The sequence below is a fragment of the Streptomyces sp. NPDC006140 genome, assembly GCF_040628815.1.
Classification (GTDB): Bacteria; Actinomycetota; Actinomycetes; order Streptomycetales; family Streptomycetaceae; genus Streptomyces.
This window is the reverse complement of record NZ_JBEXTS010000003.1, coordinates 1-14,233: the sequence shown is the minus strand read 5'-3', so window position 1 is coordinate 14,233 and position 14,233 is coordinate 1. Positions and strand designations below refer to the sequence as shown.

Here is a 14,233-nt window from a genome sequence, read left to right as displayed (position 1 = left end):
GGGGACGCCGAGCCGGCGCTCGGCCGTCCTGCCCGGAGTCGCCTCAGAAGGCCGGTGCGGACTGCTCGGCGGCCTGGCTCTGGCGCCGTGCTCCGAGTACGGCGTCGCGCAGCCGTTCGTGGGCCATCGCCAGGCACGCGTAGACCGCGCCTTGTGCCGTCGACAGGCCGATCAGGTGCGGCACCGTCCTGATCTCCGGGACCGCCGGAAGGTTCCGGTCGAGTCGACGGCGCGCCTCGGGCAGCACCTCGTCGACGAGCGGACTCAGGCGGCCCACGAAGTAGACGGACTCCGGGTCCAGCGTCACGGCGACGACGCTGACGGCGGTCACGATCGCCGTGGTGAACGCCTCGAGCACCTGGGCGCGCGCTGCCGCGTCGTGCGGCCCCTCCCAGAGGTCCTCGACGCGCTCCAGGTCGAGTCCCCGCTTACGGGCGAAGCGGAGGAGACCCCGGGTGCTCAGCAGCTCGTCGAGGATGTCGTCGCCGGTGCCGGAGGAGAGCACTCCGATGTCGCCGAAGGTGGGCGTGCTCCCGTGGGCGAGCTCGTGATCGGTGCAGCTGGCGAAGTTGAGCATGGTGCTGACGCTGAACAGCGCGGCGTTGGTGACGGTGGCGTCGTTGGTGAGGATCCCGAGCAGGGAGGCGTTGGCGTCGCTGTCGAGGAGCACGGGGACGTCGACCAGCCCCTCGATGGCCCGGTGGAGGCCGGAGCCCGCGAAGATCCTCATCGACTCCGCCGGGCCGAAGATCTCCTTGCCGTCCCGGACCCGGCCGGGCACGGCGGCGACGAGTTGACGCAGGGGGCCCTGGGCGGACGCCGCGGTCCGGTCGACCAGATCGACCAGCCATCGGGCCGCGTCCCCGACGTCCTGGTGGTCGGGGGTGGGAACCGTCACGTGCTGGATCTCGCGGCCCCTGAGGTCGGCCACGACGACACCGGTCGTCTGGATGCCGAAGCTGATCCCGACGACGTGCCCGGTCGTGCCGGGCAGATCCAGATAGGTGGACCGGCGGCCGCGGCCCGTGACCTCGTCGACCCCGCCGTCGACGACGAAGCCGTCGGCCCGGAGCTCCTCCACCGCTCTGGACACCGTGGCCTTGCTCAGACCCGTCAGCTCGATGAGCTGGTTCCGGGTCAGGGGCGCGTGGGAGAGGAGAACGTCGAGGACCGACGCCTTGTTGTAGTCGCGAGAGGTCGGGTTGGTGGTCACGTGCTGACCATAGCGAGACCGGTACGCCGGTCGGACCGGGACCGGCCTGGGCGTGATGATCCCGGGCTGCGAGGCGGGGACGGGTGACCATTCCCGCGTGTCCGTCGCTTTCGCCTCGGTGGGCGGGAGGGGGCTCTTCCCGCGTCTTTCGCGGTGCCGGACCGTTCTCGGCTCATCTGTGATGCACTCGCATCGATCAGACGGTGGACCCCTCTGCGGTCCGGCCGCCGGAACGTCGTCGACGTCGCGGGCCGATCGCCCTGCGCACAGGGCCAGTTGACCGCACGCCCGGGAGCGGACCACCCGCGATCAACGCCCTTTCGCTGGTCCGGGCGCTCTCGGCCCGCGCTCTCCGAAGGGACACTCCCCCGCGCACGACGCTGGTCGCTCGCCGGGGCGGCGTCTAGATTGAGGCGCTATCCGACAGAAGCGGCACTTCGCGAGCCGCGACGAGCACGCCCTGACCAGCCCAGCACCAGACCTCGGACCACGTCGTCGGTCAAAATATTCCTTGTTTCAGGTTGGAACTGGAACTAAAGGTGTTATGGTCTGAGCGCAGCAGCGAGCACGTTCCGACACCCGGCAGATCAGGCGTCGTCGAACGGCGACCGCGATCCCTGAGACGACACACCCCGGCAAGCCGACGCAGGTGCGTCCAGAGCGGCTGACGGCACTGGCAGGAGAGAGAGCAGCGACATGAAGTTCACCCCCTACTGGCTCGACACCGCGCCCCAGGGTCCTGACCGGTCCCGGACCCAGATCGGCGGCCGGGTCGACGTGGCGATCATCGGAGCCGGCCTGACCGGCCTCTCGGCGGCCCTGCACCTGGCGCGCAAGGGCGCCAACGTGCACGTCTTCGAGAAGGAGACCGTCGGATTCGGCGCGTCGGGGCGCAACGGCGGCATGGCCACCCTCGGCATGTCGATCGGATTCCGCTCCGCGATCGACCGCTACGGCTTCGACACCGCGAAGCGGTATCTGCTGGCCTACCACGACGCGGTCGACACCATCGAGAACCTCGTCAAGGAAGAAGACATCGACTGCGACTTCGCCCGCACGGGCAAGCTGAACCTGGCGTCCAAGCCGGCCCACTTCGAGGGGCTGCGCAAGACCCACGAGATCATGTCCGGCAAGCTCGGGATCGAGACGCGGCTGATCTCCAAGAGCGAGCTCCACACCGAGATCGGCTCCGACTGTTACCACGGCGGCATGGTCGACGCCAGGAGCGCCGGACTGCACGTCGGCAAGTTCACCAAGGGACTCGCCGAGGCCGCCGTCCGGGCAGGCGCCACCATCCATGAGAAGGCCCCGGTCGAGCAGGTCCGGCGCCTGGGCGGCACGAAGCACGAGCTGGTCACGCCGCGCGGCAGCGTCCAGGCCGACCAGGTGCTCGTCGCGACCAGCGGCCACACCCGTCGGCCGTTCCGCTGGCAGCAGGTCAGGATCGCGCCGGTCGGCAGCTTCATCATCGTGACCGAACCGCTGGGCGAGGACGTCTGCGACATGCTGCTGCCGAACCGGCGGATGGCATCGACGTCCCTGAACCTGCTGAACTATTTCCGCATCACCCCGGACCACCGGCTGCTGTTCGGCGGCCGCGCCCGCTTCGCGATGTCCAACCAGCAGTCGGACGCCAAGAGCGGCCGCATCCTGCACAAGGCGATGACCGAGGTCTTCCCGCAGCTCACGAACACGCGCGTCGACTACTGCTGGGGCGGCCTGGTCGACATGAGCATGGACCGCATGGTCCACGCCGGTGAGCAGGACGGGCTGTTCTACTCCCTCGGCTACTCCGGCCACGGCGTCCAGATGGCGACCCACATGGGCAAGCAGATGGCCGAGTACATGAACGGTGACACCGGCGCCAACCCCTGGGCCGACCTGCCCTTCAAGCGGATCCCCGGCCACTTCGGCCCGCCGTGGTTCCTGCCCTTCGCGGGCGGTTTCTACAAGTTCCTCGACGTCATCAAGTAGGCGCGGGACAGAGATGCGCAGCACATGTGTGGAGCGCCGTGAGGTGCTCCGTACCGTCCGAGAGATCCTCCGTGCCGTCGCTTCGCAGGCAGCGGGCATGTCAAGGGTGGCGGAGTGATGACGGCCGCCGTCACGTCCTTGGTCGTTCGGCTCGCCGAGATCGCGCCCGGTCTGCGGGTGGAGACCGGCCCGGGAGCGACGGGCCCCTACGCCTACGACGCCTCCAACTACCGTGTCCCGCCGCAGGCCGTGGTCTTCCCGCGTACCGCGGACGACGTGGTCGCGGTGGTGCGGGCCTGCCGTGAGACGGGCATCCCGGTCACGGCCCGGGGCGGCGGCACGAGCATGGCCGGCAACGCGGTCGGGCCGGGGGTGGTGCTGGAATTCTCCCGGTACATGAACCGGATCCTCGACATCGACGTCGAGGCCCGTACGGCGCGGGTGGAGGCGGGTGTCGTCCTGGACGCGCTGCGCGGTGCGACCGCGCTGCACGGGCTGGACTTCGGGCCGGATCCGTCCTCGCACAGCCGCTGCACGCTCGGCGGCATGATCGGCAACGACGCGTGCGGGAACCGGTCGGTGCGGGACGGGCGGACCGGTGGTCATGTCGAGGCATTGGAGATCGTGACGGCGGACGGTGTGCGGGCCGTGGCCGACCGCACGGGGCTGCATCCGGTGGACCCTGGTGACGGCGGGGTCATCGCGCGCCTGGAATCCGACCTCAGGCGGCTGGTCGAGGACAATCTGGCGCCGATCCGCACGGAGCTGGGCCGGATCCCGCGTCAGGTGTCCGGTTTTCAGTTGCATCATCTGCTGCCGGAGAACGGCTTCGATGTGGCCCGTGCTCTGGTGGGCACGGAGGGCTCCTGTGCGGTCGTCACCGCCGCGACGGTCCGCCTGGTGGCGACCGCACAGGCATCCGCGCTGCTGACGCTGGGCTACGAGGACGTGGTCGAGGCGGCCGAGGACGTGCCGGAGATCCTGCGCTTCTCGCCCAGCGCCGTGGAGGGCATGGACGAGGCGATCGTCGCCACCATGCGCGCCCGCCGGGGCCCCGAATCCGTCACCGGGCTGCCCGAGGGGCGGGCCTGGCTGTATGTCGAGCTGGAAGGCGACGACCAGGCCGTGGTGCATGCCCGGGCCGCTGAGCTGCTGGATGTGCTCAAGGCCCGGGGGCGGATGACGGGCGGGCGGGTCGTGGAGACCCCGGCCGAGCGGCGTGCGCTGTGGCGGGTGCGTGAGGACGGGGCCGGGCTGGCCGCCCGGCTCGTGGACGGCGGCGAGTCATGGCCCGGCTGGGAGGACGCGGCCGTCGCCCCGGAGAACCTGGCCGCCTACCTGCGCGACTTCCGCAAGCTGCTGGCATCGCACCAGCTGACCGGTGTGCTGTACGGGCACTTCGGCGCAGGATGCGTGCATGTACGCATCGACTTCGACCCGGCGACGGAGGCGGGGCGGGCGGTGATGCGCCGGTTCCTCACCGAAGCCGCTGCCCTGGTCGTCGAGCACGGCGGCACGCTGTCGGGCGAGCACGGTGACGGACGCGCCCGCAGCGAGCTGCTCCAGGTCATGTACAGCCACCGCATGATCGGCCTGTTCGCCGCGTTCAAACGGATTTTCGACCCCGACGGTCTGCTCAACCCCGGCGTGATCGTCGACCCGGCGCCGCTCGACGCGGACCTCGCGCTGCGTGAACTGCCGCTGCTGGACACGACGTTCGGCTTCCCGCACGACGAGGACGGTTTCGCCGACGCCGTGCGCCGCTGCGTCGGTGTGGGCCGGTGCCGCAGCGACGCGGGCGGGGTGATGTGCCCCAGCTACCGCGCCACCGGTGAGGAGAACGCCTCCACCCGCGGCCGGGCCCGCATGCTCCAGGAAATGGTCCGCGGCGAGACGATCAAGGACGGCTGGCGCTCGACCGAGGTGCGCGATGCTCTCGATCTGTGCCTGTCGTGCAAGGCCTGCTCCAGCGACTGCCCGGTCGGCGTCGACATGGCCACCTACAAGGCGGAGTTCCTCCACCACCACTACAAGGGCCGTCTGCGCCCGCGCTCCCACTACTCACTGGGCTGGCTGCCCAAAACCTCCGCGCTGGCCGGATACGCCGCCCGGCCGGTCAACGCCCTCCTGCGCGGACCGCTCGGCACGCTCCTGGCCCGCCTGGGAGGCGTCACCACCAAGCGCCGGATCCCCGCCTTCGCCTCCCGGCGCGCCCTGCGCAGGATCCTGCGCGCGGCCCAGGCCCCCGGGTCCGCGAAGGCCGTGCTGTTCGTGGACAGCTTCACCCGTGCCTTCCGCCCCGAAATCGCGGGCGCGGCGAGCCGTGTCCTGGCCGACGCGGGCGTCCCCTGCGCCACGCAGGACGACCTGTGCTGCGGACTGACCTGGGTCAGCACCGGCCAGCTGTCCGTCGCCCGCCAGATCATGGCCCGCACGGTCGAGGCCCTCGACAACGGCGACGACCGGCCGATCATCGTGGCCGAGCCGAGCTGCGCGGCAGCGTTGAAGCGTGACGTGCCCGAGCTGCTCGGCACTCGTGCCGCCCGGCGCGTCGCCGACCGGGTCCATACCTTCGCCGGGGCCCTGACCGACCTCGCCGATGAGGGCTGGAGCCCGCCTGCGCTGCCCGAGAACGTCGTGCTGCAGACCCACTGCCACGAGTACGCCACCTTCACCAGCCGCCGCCCCGCCGACCTCCTGCGCCGGCTCGGCGTGCGCGAGGTGGACGAGGCCGAGGGCTGCTGCGGACTCGCCGGAAACTTCGGCTTCGAGGCCGAGCACTACGACACCTCCATCGCCGTCGCCGGACTGGCCCTCAAGCCCCGCATCGACAACCTCGACGGACGCCCCGTCGTCGCCGACGGCTTCAGCTGCGCCACCCAGATCGACCACCTCGCCGGAGACCGGGACATCCGCGCACTGCACCTCGCGGAACTCCTCGACCCCGCCGCCGAACGTCCGGAAGACGCCTCGTGACCGAGGCAGTGGACGTCACCCGCTGAGCGATCACGCACGCATCGCGAGCGACCCCGCAAGACAGCCCTGCCCTCGCCCAATTCCACTACGCGATAGGCGAGTTGGCACCTCTGGACCTGACCCTCGGATCCTCCGTGAAGTCAGCCGAAAAAGTTTCTAGTTTCAGGTTGGAACTGGAACGAACGATGGTATGGTCTCAGCCACAGCAGCGAGCAAACCTCGACGAGAACAGACTGAAGGTGTGCCTGCAGATGACTTCGACGCTTAGTCGGGCGATCGCCAATTACCCCAACCGGTTCGATCCCGGGGTACTGAGCGAGCTCCCCGAACACCTCCAGGAGACGATCCGGCGCCGCAACAGGGTCCTCGGCCCCGGCTACACGCTCATCTACAAGGAGCCGGTCGAGTTCGTCTCCGGTCACGGGGCCCACCTGATCGACCGTGACGGCAACGACTACCTGGACGCCTACAACAACGTCCCGTGCGTCGGGCACGCCCACCCGCACGTGGCCGAGGCCGTCGCCCGCCAGATGAAGGCGGTCAACACCAACACGCGCTACGTCCAGGAAGCCCTGGTCGACTACGCGGAGCGGCTGCTCGCTACGTTCCCCGAGGAACTGTCGAAGCTGAGCATCGCGTGCAGCGGGTCGGAGGCGAACGACCTGGCGGTGCGGGTGGCGAGGTTCCACACGGGCGGCGAGGGCATCGTCGTCACCCGCTGGGCCTACCACGGCATCACCCGCGAGGTGGCGAGCTTCTCCCCGCACCTGGGCGCCGGCTCACCGCTCGGACCGAACGTGCGGCTGATCGACCCGCCGGACCCGCGCCTGGCCGCCCCGGGGACCACCCTCGCCGAGCACATGCGGCAGCAGGTGCGCGGCGCGATCGAGGACCTGGAGCGCCATGGCTTCCGGCTCGCCGCTCTGATCACCGACTGCGCCTACACCAGCGACGGCATCTTCACCGACCCGGTCGACTACATGCCGGGTGTGGTGGAGGAGGTGCACGCGGCCGGCGGTGTCTACATTGCCGACGAGGTGCAGTCCGGTTTCGCCCGGCTCGGGGAGTCGATGTGGGGGTTCACCCGCCACGGCGTGCTGCCGGACATCGTGACCATGGGCAAGCCGATGGGCAACGGGATGCCGATCTCCGGTGTCGTCTTCCGTCCCGAGGTCTGCGAGGAGTTCGGACGCAACGTCCGCTACTTCAACACCTTCGGCGGCAGCTCGATCCCCGTGGCCGCCGGCGCCGCCGTCCTGGACGTCCTGGAGAAGGAGAACGTGCAGCAGCGCGTCCTGGAGTGCGGCAACGCTCTGCGCGCGGGGCTGCGGGAGATCACCAAGGACTCCCCCTTCGTCGCCGAAATCCGGGGTGCCGGCCTGTACGTCGGCGTGGAGATCGTCAAGGACCGGGACACCCTCGAGCCGGACCGCTTGCTGACCGAGGACGTCATCAACGACATGCGCGACCGCCGGATCCTGATCAACGGAACGGGCCGGTCGGCGAACACCCTGAAGATCCGGCCCCCGCTGGCCTTCGACTCCGCCGACGTCACCCGCTTCCTGGAGACCTTCGCCGAGGTCGCGAAAAACCGTCTGTAGCAGCAGGACGCCCCGAAGGGACTGACCGTGAACACCTCACCGGCTTCGAACCATGCGCAACGCCTCCTGGAGGTAAGCGGCCTGGCGGCGTCCCACGAGCCCGTCGACGCGGTGCTGGTGAGCATCTTCCTCGAGAGGCACTACCGCCTGGGCGGGCGGCTGGAGCGGCTGGCGACCGAGAAGGACGACACGTTCAGGCTCCGGACCGACGCGGGCGACCACCTCGTGAAGGTCTCACCTCCGGACGAGGCGGAGGAGGTCGTCGACCTCCAGACCGCCGCGATGCGCTACCTCGAACGCGCCGCCCCGCAGTTGCCGGTCCAGCGGGTGAGACTGACCGTCGGCGGGGACGACAGCGTGGCCATCCTGCTGAACGACGGCAGGCGACGGATCCTGCGGGTGTTCGACTTCGTCGCGGGTCCCGTCCTGGCCCGGACGAACCCGGACGCCGAGCAGCTCGCCAAGGCGGGCGAGATGCTGGGACGGATCGACGTGGCGCTGAACGCGTTCACGCATCCGGCGGCCGGACGCGGTCTGGTGTGGGACATCCGCCACTTCCACCAGCTGACCGGCCTCGTCCAGTACACACCGGACCCGGAGCACCGCCGATTGGCCCGAGAGGTCTTCTGGAACTTCGACGAAACCGTCGTCCCGAAGCTGAGCGTTCTCGAGACGCAGGTGATCCACGGCGATTTCAGCCCCTACAACGTCGTGGTGGACCCCGGCAGCGAGGAACACTTCGTCACCGGTGTCATCGACTTCGGCGACACCGTGCGCAGCGCGGTGATCTTCGACCCCGCCGTGCCCATGGCGAACCTGCTCGGCCGGACGCCGGAACAGCCCTGGCGGGACGCCCGCGCCTTCCTGGCCGGCTACCAGCGGGAGCGGCCGATCAGGGCCTCGGAGCTTCCCCTGCTCCCCGTCGCCGCACTGGCACGCCTCACCCTGCGCGCGCTCCTCACCAACTGGCGAGCGGAGCGCGCACCCGAACGGCGCGAGTACCTCCTCGCTCACGCCAAGGACGACTGGACCAACATCGAGCGGGCCTTGGCCGTAAGCCTGAACGACGTCGTCGCGCAACTCAGGGAATCCCAGCATGGGCATGCCTGAGAACCCAACCCCTGTCCCGTTTCCACAAAGGAAGATCGGAGCAACCTCATGAGCAACAAAATTCCCTCGCTGCAGTTCCGTCCGAAGTACGTCTCGTTCGACTGCTACGGCACGTTGATCGAGTGGCCGATGACCCCCATCACGCGGGAACTCGTCGGCGACCAGATTCCCGCCGAGCAGTGGGACCAGTTCGTCAAGGAGTTCCGCGGCTACCGCTACGACCAGGTCTGCGGCGACTACTACCCCTACGAGCAGGTGCTGCAGGACTCCTTCGAGCGGGTCTGCCGCAAGTGGGGCATCAAGGCGGCCCCCGACGCGGGCAAGCGGTTCGCCGACGGCGTGCGCAGCTGGGGCCCGCACGCGGATGTGCCCGAGCCGCTGAAGAAGATGGGCGAGAACTACAAGCTGGTCATCCTCTCCAACGCCGACGACTCGTTCCTCCAGGAGAGCGTGCCCCGGCTCGGGGCGGACTTCCACGCGGTCTTCACCGCCGAGCAGGCCGGCTACTACAAGCCCCGCTACGCGGCGTTCGAGTACATGCTCGACCAGCTCGACGCGTCCCCCGAGGACTTCGTGCACGTCGCCTCGCACACCCGCTACGACCACATGCCGATGCACGACATGGGCTTCCGCAACCTCGTCCTCCTGGACCGCGGCTACGACCCGGTGACTCACGGCTACGACTACGTCACGGTGAAGTCCCTGGACGACCTCAACACCATGCTCGGCATCTGATACACGGCTCACACACACCCGTCCCGCATGGCACCGCCGCGAAAGGCGTCAGCGCCTCACAATTCGCGCTGCCGTGCGGGATGAAGCTCCGGCCTGCCCCGCACTCGGCCTCTTGTGCCCTGCGGGCGCGACGGTAATCAAATCGATAGCGACGAACCTCGCGCTGATTGCCTCGTGACGGTTACGGTGCGGCTTCACCGAAGATTCTCCCTTTCTTCTCTTTCCTCCGGGTCTCGCTCGGCGGGCCCTTTGGGCCCCGTGCGTTTCCCTCCGCCGATTATCGGCGCCCCAAAAGCCCCCCCGCATCGGGACACCTATGTCCCCGCATCACGGATTTCCCGCATCCCCAGCGATCTCCAGGAGGCACCGCCATGGAAGGCAAGCAGATAGGACGCAGAACCGTACTCCGCACCGCAGGAGCCCTGGCCGCCGCCACCACGGTGGCCGGCTGCGGCAACCTCATGGGCAACGGCGAGAGCCGCACCTCGTCGGGCAGTGGCGGTAAGAAGCGGCTCGTCGTCAGCAACAGCGGTGGCGCCTACAACGATGCTCTGACGAAGGCGATCTACGAGCCGTTCACCAAGGAGACCGGCATCACGGTCACGACGGTGAACTACCAGTCGGCGCAGGTCATCGCCCAGGTCAAGCAGGGCCGCCCGCAGGTCGACCTGATGGACAACTCGCTGCTGGTCTTCCAGAAGATGGCCCGCCTGGACTGTCTGGAGCCGATGGACCACGACCGGCTGAAGAGCGTCAAGGGCGCCGGTATCCCGGAGCACCAGCTGCCGGAGCACGCGGTCGGCAAGAACGTGTGGTGCAGCCTGATGGCCTACCGCACGGACAGCCTGAAGCGCGCCCCGAAGAGCTGGGCGGACTTCTGGAACACCGATGCCTTCCCCGGCCCGCGTTCGCTGCAGAGCGCGGAGGTCGACATCCCGGAGCTGGAGTTCGCGCTGCTGGCCGACGGTGTGCCGCTGGACAAGCTCTACCCGCTGGACGTGGACCGGGCCTTCAAGGCGATGTCGCGGATCCGCGGCGGCGTGAAGAAGTTCTGGAACACCGGCGCCCTGCCGGCCGTCCTGATCGGCCGCAAGGAGGTCGTCGCGACCAGCCTGTACGGCGGCCGGGCCGACGAGCTGATCAAGCAGGGCATGCCGGTCGCGTACCAGTGGAACGGCGCGCGACGGCTCACCAACGGCTGGGGCATCCCCAAGGGCGCGGACAACACGGACGCCGCCTACAAGCTGATCGACTTCTCCCTGCGCCCCGAGGTCCAGGCGGCCTTCGCCAAGCTCTACCCCGGTGGCCCGGTCGTTCCCGGCGCGATCAAGCTCCTCTCGGAGGACGTCCTGGCCACGCTGCCGACCTCGCCGCAGAACCTGAAGGTCGGTTTCGACGCCGACGTCGCCTGGTGGGACAAGAACCGTGACGCCGTCACCAAGCGCTGGCAGGAGTGGGCCGATGCCTGAGACGACCCATACGATCAACACCGGGCAGCTGTCAGCAGACGACCTCGCCGCCGTCCTGGCTCCACGGTCCAACGCGCCGACCGGCAGGTCGCTGTCGGTGAAGGGGCTGCGGAAGTCGTACAGCGGGACGACGGTGGTCGACGGTGTGGACATGGAGATCGCGGCGGGTGAGTTCGTCACCTTCCTCGGCTCCTCCGGTTCCGGCAAGACCACGACGTTGATGATGCTGGCCGGGTTCACCGAGCCCGACTCCGGCACCATCGCCGTGGACGGCCGCGACATCACCCGCCTGAACCCCGGCAAGCGCGACTTCGGTTTCGTCTTCCAGCAGTACCTGCTCTTCCCGCACATGACCGTCAGCGAGAACGTCGCCTTCCCCCTGCAACTGCGCGGGGTGTCGAAGACGGAGATCCGCCGGCGGGTCGGGGAGACGCTGGAGGCGGCGGGCCTGTCGAAGTTCGCCGGCCGCAAGCCCCGCGAACTGTCCGGCGGTCAGCAGCAGCGTGTCGCGCTGTGCCGGGTGCTGGTCTACCGGCCGCCGATCGTGCTGATGGACGAACCGCTGGGCGCGCTGGACAAGAAGCTGCGCGACCAGATGCAGACCGAGATCAAGTCCATCCAGCGCGAACTCGGCCTGACCGTGGTCTATGTGACGCACGATCAGGAAGAAGCCCTGGTCATGTCGGACCGGATCGCCATCATGAAGGACGGCCGCATCGAGCAGTTCGACACACCTCGGGGTCTCTTCGAGCGGCCCTCCTCTCCGTTCGTGGCCGACTTCCTGGGCGCCGCCAACTTCCTCACCGGCAAGGTCGAGGAATCGACGGAAGACGGGTGCACCCCGGTCCGTCTGGATACCGGCGGTGTCCTCAAGGCCCGTGCGCACGCCTTGGCGCCGGGGCAGCGGGTCCGCGCCGCTGTCCGGCCGAGCAAGCTCCGCCTGGTCAGCGCCGAGGAGAGCTGTTGCAGCGGCACGGTCGAGACGGCTGTGTACTGCGGTTCGCTGACCCGCGTCACCGTGCGCCTGGACGGCGCCGCCCCCGGCACGCCCCCGCTGCGGATCGAGACGGCCCATACGCCGCCGCGCCCGGGCGAGCGGGTGTGTGTCACCGCCGATCGTGAGGACGTCAGTGTCTTCGACGAGACGGACGGGGGGTGAGCCGTGGCCGGCACCGCTCTCGCACCTGGCCAGGTGCGTGTGAAGAAGACGTCCGCGAAGCGCGGGCACCGCTCCCGCATCGCGCTGGTCAACGCCGTCCCCGTCACGGTGTTCCTGCTCGTGCTGTTCGTCTACCCGATCGTCGGGGTGCTCTCGCTGAGCCTGAAGGGCGACACCGGCGGGTTCACCCTGCACTGGTACACCGACGCCCTCAGCGGCGCGAACCTGTCCGTGCTGATGTCGACGCTGCGCATCTCGGCGGAGACCGCGGTACTCAGCCTGCTGGTGGGCTTCGTCCTGGCGCATGCCATCGCCCGCATGCGGCCGGTGTTCGCCGCGCTGGCGATGCTGATCGTGGTGGTGCCGCACTTCATCAGTGCCCTGGTGCGCACCTACGGGTGGATCATCATGCTCGGTGAGCACGGCCTGATCAACTCGCTGGCCACCTCGCTGCACGCGCCGGGCGCGCCGTACTCGCTGCTCTACAACGAGACGGGTGTGGTGATCGGTACTACCTCGGTGATGCTGCCCTACACCGTCTTGGTGTTGCAGGGCGTGATGCGGGGCGTGGACCGTCGGCTGCTCGCGGCGGCCGCCGGGTTCGGTGCCTCCCGTTGGACGATCTTCGTCAGGGTGTATCTGCCGCTGGTCGCGCCGGGTATCGGCACGGCGGGGCTGCTGAGCTTCATTCTGTGCCTGGGCTACTACATCACCCCCGCCCTGATGGGCGGTGACCAGCAGACCGTCGTCGCCGCGCTGATCGACCAGCAGGTGATGAAGCAGGACCAGTGGAACTCGGCCGCGGCCTTCGGCGTGATTCTCCTGCTGCTCACCTTCGCCGGCCTGGGCATCCTCGGCCTGGCCAAACTCCGCCGCAAGAAGACGGCCGCACGAGGAGGCAGCTCATGATGGAACTGCCCCCCACCCGGGCCGGACACATCAGCCGCGCCCTCAGCGCCACCGCCATCCTGCTGTTCCTGGCGATGCCCATCGTGATCATCCTGGTCACGTCCTTCGGCGCCGACGGCATCGGCACCTTCCCGCCCAAGGACTACAGCACCCGCTGGTACGAGCAGATGGCCGCACCCGGCGGGAACTGGGCCACCTCCATCGCCCTGTCCAGCCTCATCGCGGCCCTGACCACGGTGTTCTCCCTGATCCTGGGCGTGACGGCGGCGACCGCCCTGGCCCGTGGCCGGCTCCCGCTGCACGCGGCCGTCTACGGACTGGTCCTGGCACCGATGCTCATCCCGCAGGTGGTCATCGCGCTCGGGCTGTTCCTGTTCTTCGAACCCGCCGGCATGCTCGGCAGCCCCCTGGCGATCGCCCTGGGCCACACCGTGCTCGCCGCACCCATCGCAATCCTCATCATGATCTCCACCCTCAAGGGCATCGACGAACGGCTCGAAGACGCCGCCGCCAGCATGGGCGCCAGCCGGATGACCATCGCCCGCCGCGTCACCTTCCCCCTGGCCACACCCGGCCTCATCGCGGCAGCGGTGTTCTCCTTCATCACCAGCTTCGACGAGTTCTTCATCGCCCAGTTCCTGTCCACCCCCGACACCCGCACCCTGCCGGTCCTCGTCTTCAACGCCCTCCAGTTCGACGTCGACCCCACCGTCACCGCAGTCAGCGCCGTCCTGATCGCGCTCGCCATCCTGGCCCTCGCCCTGGTCGCCCTCGTCCGCAAGCTGGGTGGCCACCGCAACCAGCAAGGCGGCCTCCTGCCGACGGAACCCCTCGCCTGACCAGCGCCCCAGAGCGGCCCACACCTGCTGCCTCCCCCGGCCGCAGGTGTGGTGCCCACCAACCGGGCGCGGTGCGACGTCCGTCCGTCCGCGAAACACGGGGCAACACCCGCCTTTTCACATTCCGAGGAGAAGTCAGCCATGACCACGACCGTCGTCCGTGATGTTCCCAAGCAGCTGTTCATCGGGGGGAGTTGGCAGGACGCGGAGTCCGGCCGGACCCTGCCCGTCGACAACCCGGCCACCGG

10 protein-coding genes are annotated in these 14,233 nt (G+C 69.1%); 9 read left to right on the top strand and 1 reads right to left on the bottom strand.

Going from position 1 to position 14,233, the window contains the following annotated elements:
* Nucleotides 1-43 precede the first annotated feature (43 nt).
* On the bottom strand, nt 44-1,213 hold the full coding sequence (locus ABZ386_RS09570) for an ROK family transcriptional regulator (protein ID WP_355718375.1): 1,170 nt from the start codon (nt 1,211-1,213) through the stop codon (nt 44-46).
* A gap of 696 nt (nt 1,214-1,909) precedes the next feature.
* Here ABZ386_RS09570 and ABZ386_RS09565 point away from each other — a divergent pair.
* The 9 genes from ABZ386_RS09565 (at nt 1,910) to ABZ386_RS09525 (ending at nt 13,985) form a co-directional block, all read left to right on the top strand.
* Complete coding sequence (locus ABZ386_RS09565) at nt 1,910-3,187, top strand: FAD-binding oxidoreductase (protein WP_358964473.1); 1,278 nt, start codon at nt 1,910-1,912, stop codon at nt 3,185-3,187.
* Nucleotides 3,188-3,304: 117 nt separating this feature from the next.
* Complete coding sequence (locus ABZ386_RS09560; RefSeq protein WP_358964471.1) at nt 3,305-6,163, top strand: FAD-binding and (Fe-S)-binding domain-containing protein; 2,859 nt, start codon at nt 3,305-3,307, stop codon at nt 6,161-6,163.
* Nucleotides 6,164-6,414: 251 nt separating this feature from the next.
* Nucleotides 6,415-7,764: an aspartate aminotransferase family protein gene (locus ABZ386_RS09555; protein WP_358964470.1), complete on the top strand. Its 1,350-nt coding sequence runs from the start codon at nt 6,415-6,417 to the stop codon at nt 7,762-7,764.
* Between the two features lie 27 nt (nt 7,765-7,791).
* On the top strand, nt 7,792-8,874 hold the full coding sequence (locus ABZ386_RS09550) for a phosphotransferase (RefSeq protein ID WP_358964468.1): 1,083 nt from the start codon (nt 7,792-7,794) through the stop codon (nt 8,872-8,874).
* A 48-nt stretch (nt 8,875-8,922) separates the two neighbouring features.
* On the top strand, nt 8,923-9,609 hold the full coding sequence (locus ABZ386_RS09545; protein WP_358964466.1) for a haloacid dehalogenase type II: 687 nt from the start codon (nt 8,923-8,925) through the stop codon (nt 9,607-9,609).
* Between the two features lie 371 nt (nt 9,610-9,980).
* Nucleotides 9,981-11,078: a polyamine ABC transporter substrate-binding protein gene (locus ABZ386_RS09540; protein WP_351349400.1), complete on the top strand. Its 1,098-nt coding sequence runs from the start codon at nt 9,981-9,983 to the stop codon at nt 11,076-11,078.
* Nucleotides 11,071-12,237, top strand: a complete 1,167-nt coding sequence (locus tag ABZ386_RS09535) for an ABC transporter ATP-binding protein (protein WP_358964465.1) — start codon at nt 11,071-11,073, stop codon at nt 12,235-12,237. The genes ABZ386_RS09540 and ABZ386_RS09535 overlap by 8 nt, the downstream gene beginning before the upstream one ends.
* Before the next feature lie 39 nt (nt 12,238-12,276).
* Nucleotides 12,277-13,146, top strand: a complete 870-nt coding sequence (locus ABZ386_RS09530) for an ABC transporter permease (RefSeq protein ID WP_355727409.1) — start codon at nt 12,277-12,279, stop codon at nt 13,144-13,146.
* The gene (locus ABZ386_RS09525; RefSeq protein WP_358964463.1) at nt 13,143-13,985 is read left to right on the top strand and encodes an ABC transporter permease; all 843 of its coding nucleotides are present in this window, start codon (nt 13,143-13,145) and stop codon (nt 13,983-13,985) included. Before ABZ386_RS09530 ends, ABZ386_RS09525 begins: the two co-directional genes overlap by 4 nt.
* The last annotated feature ends 248 nt before the right edge of the window (nt 13,986-14,233 follow it).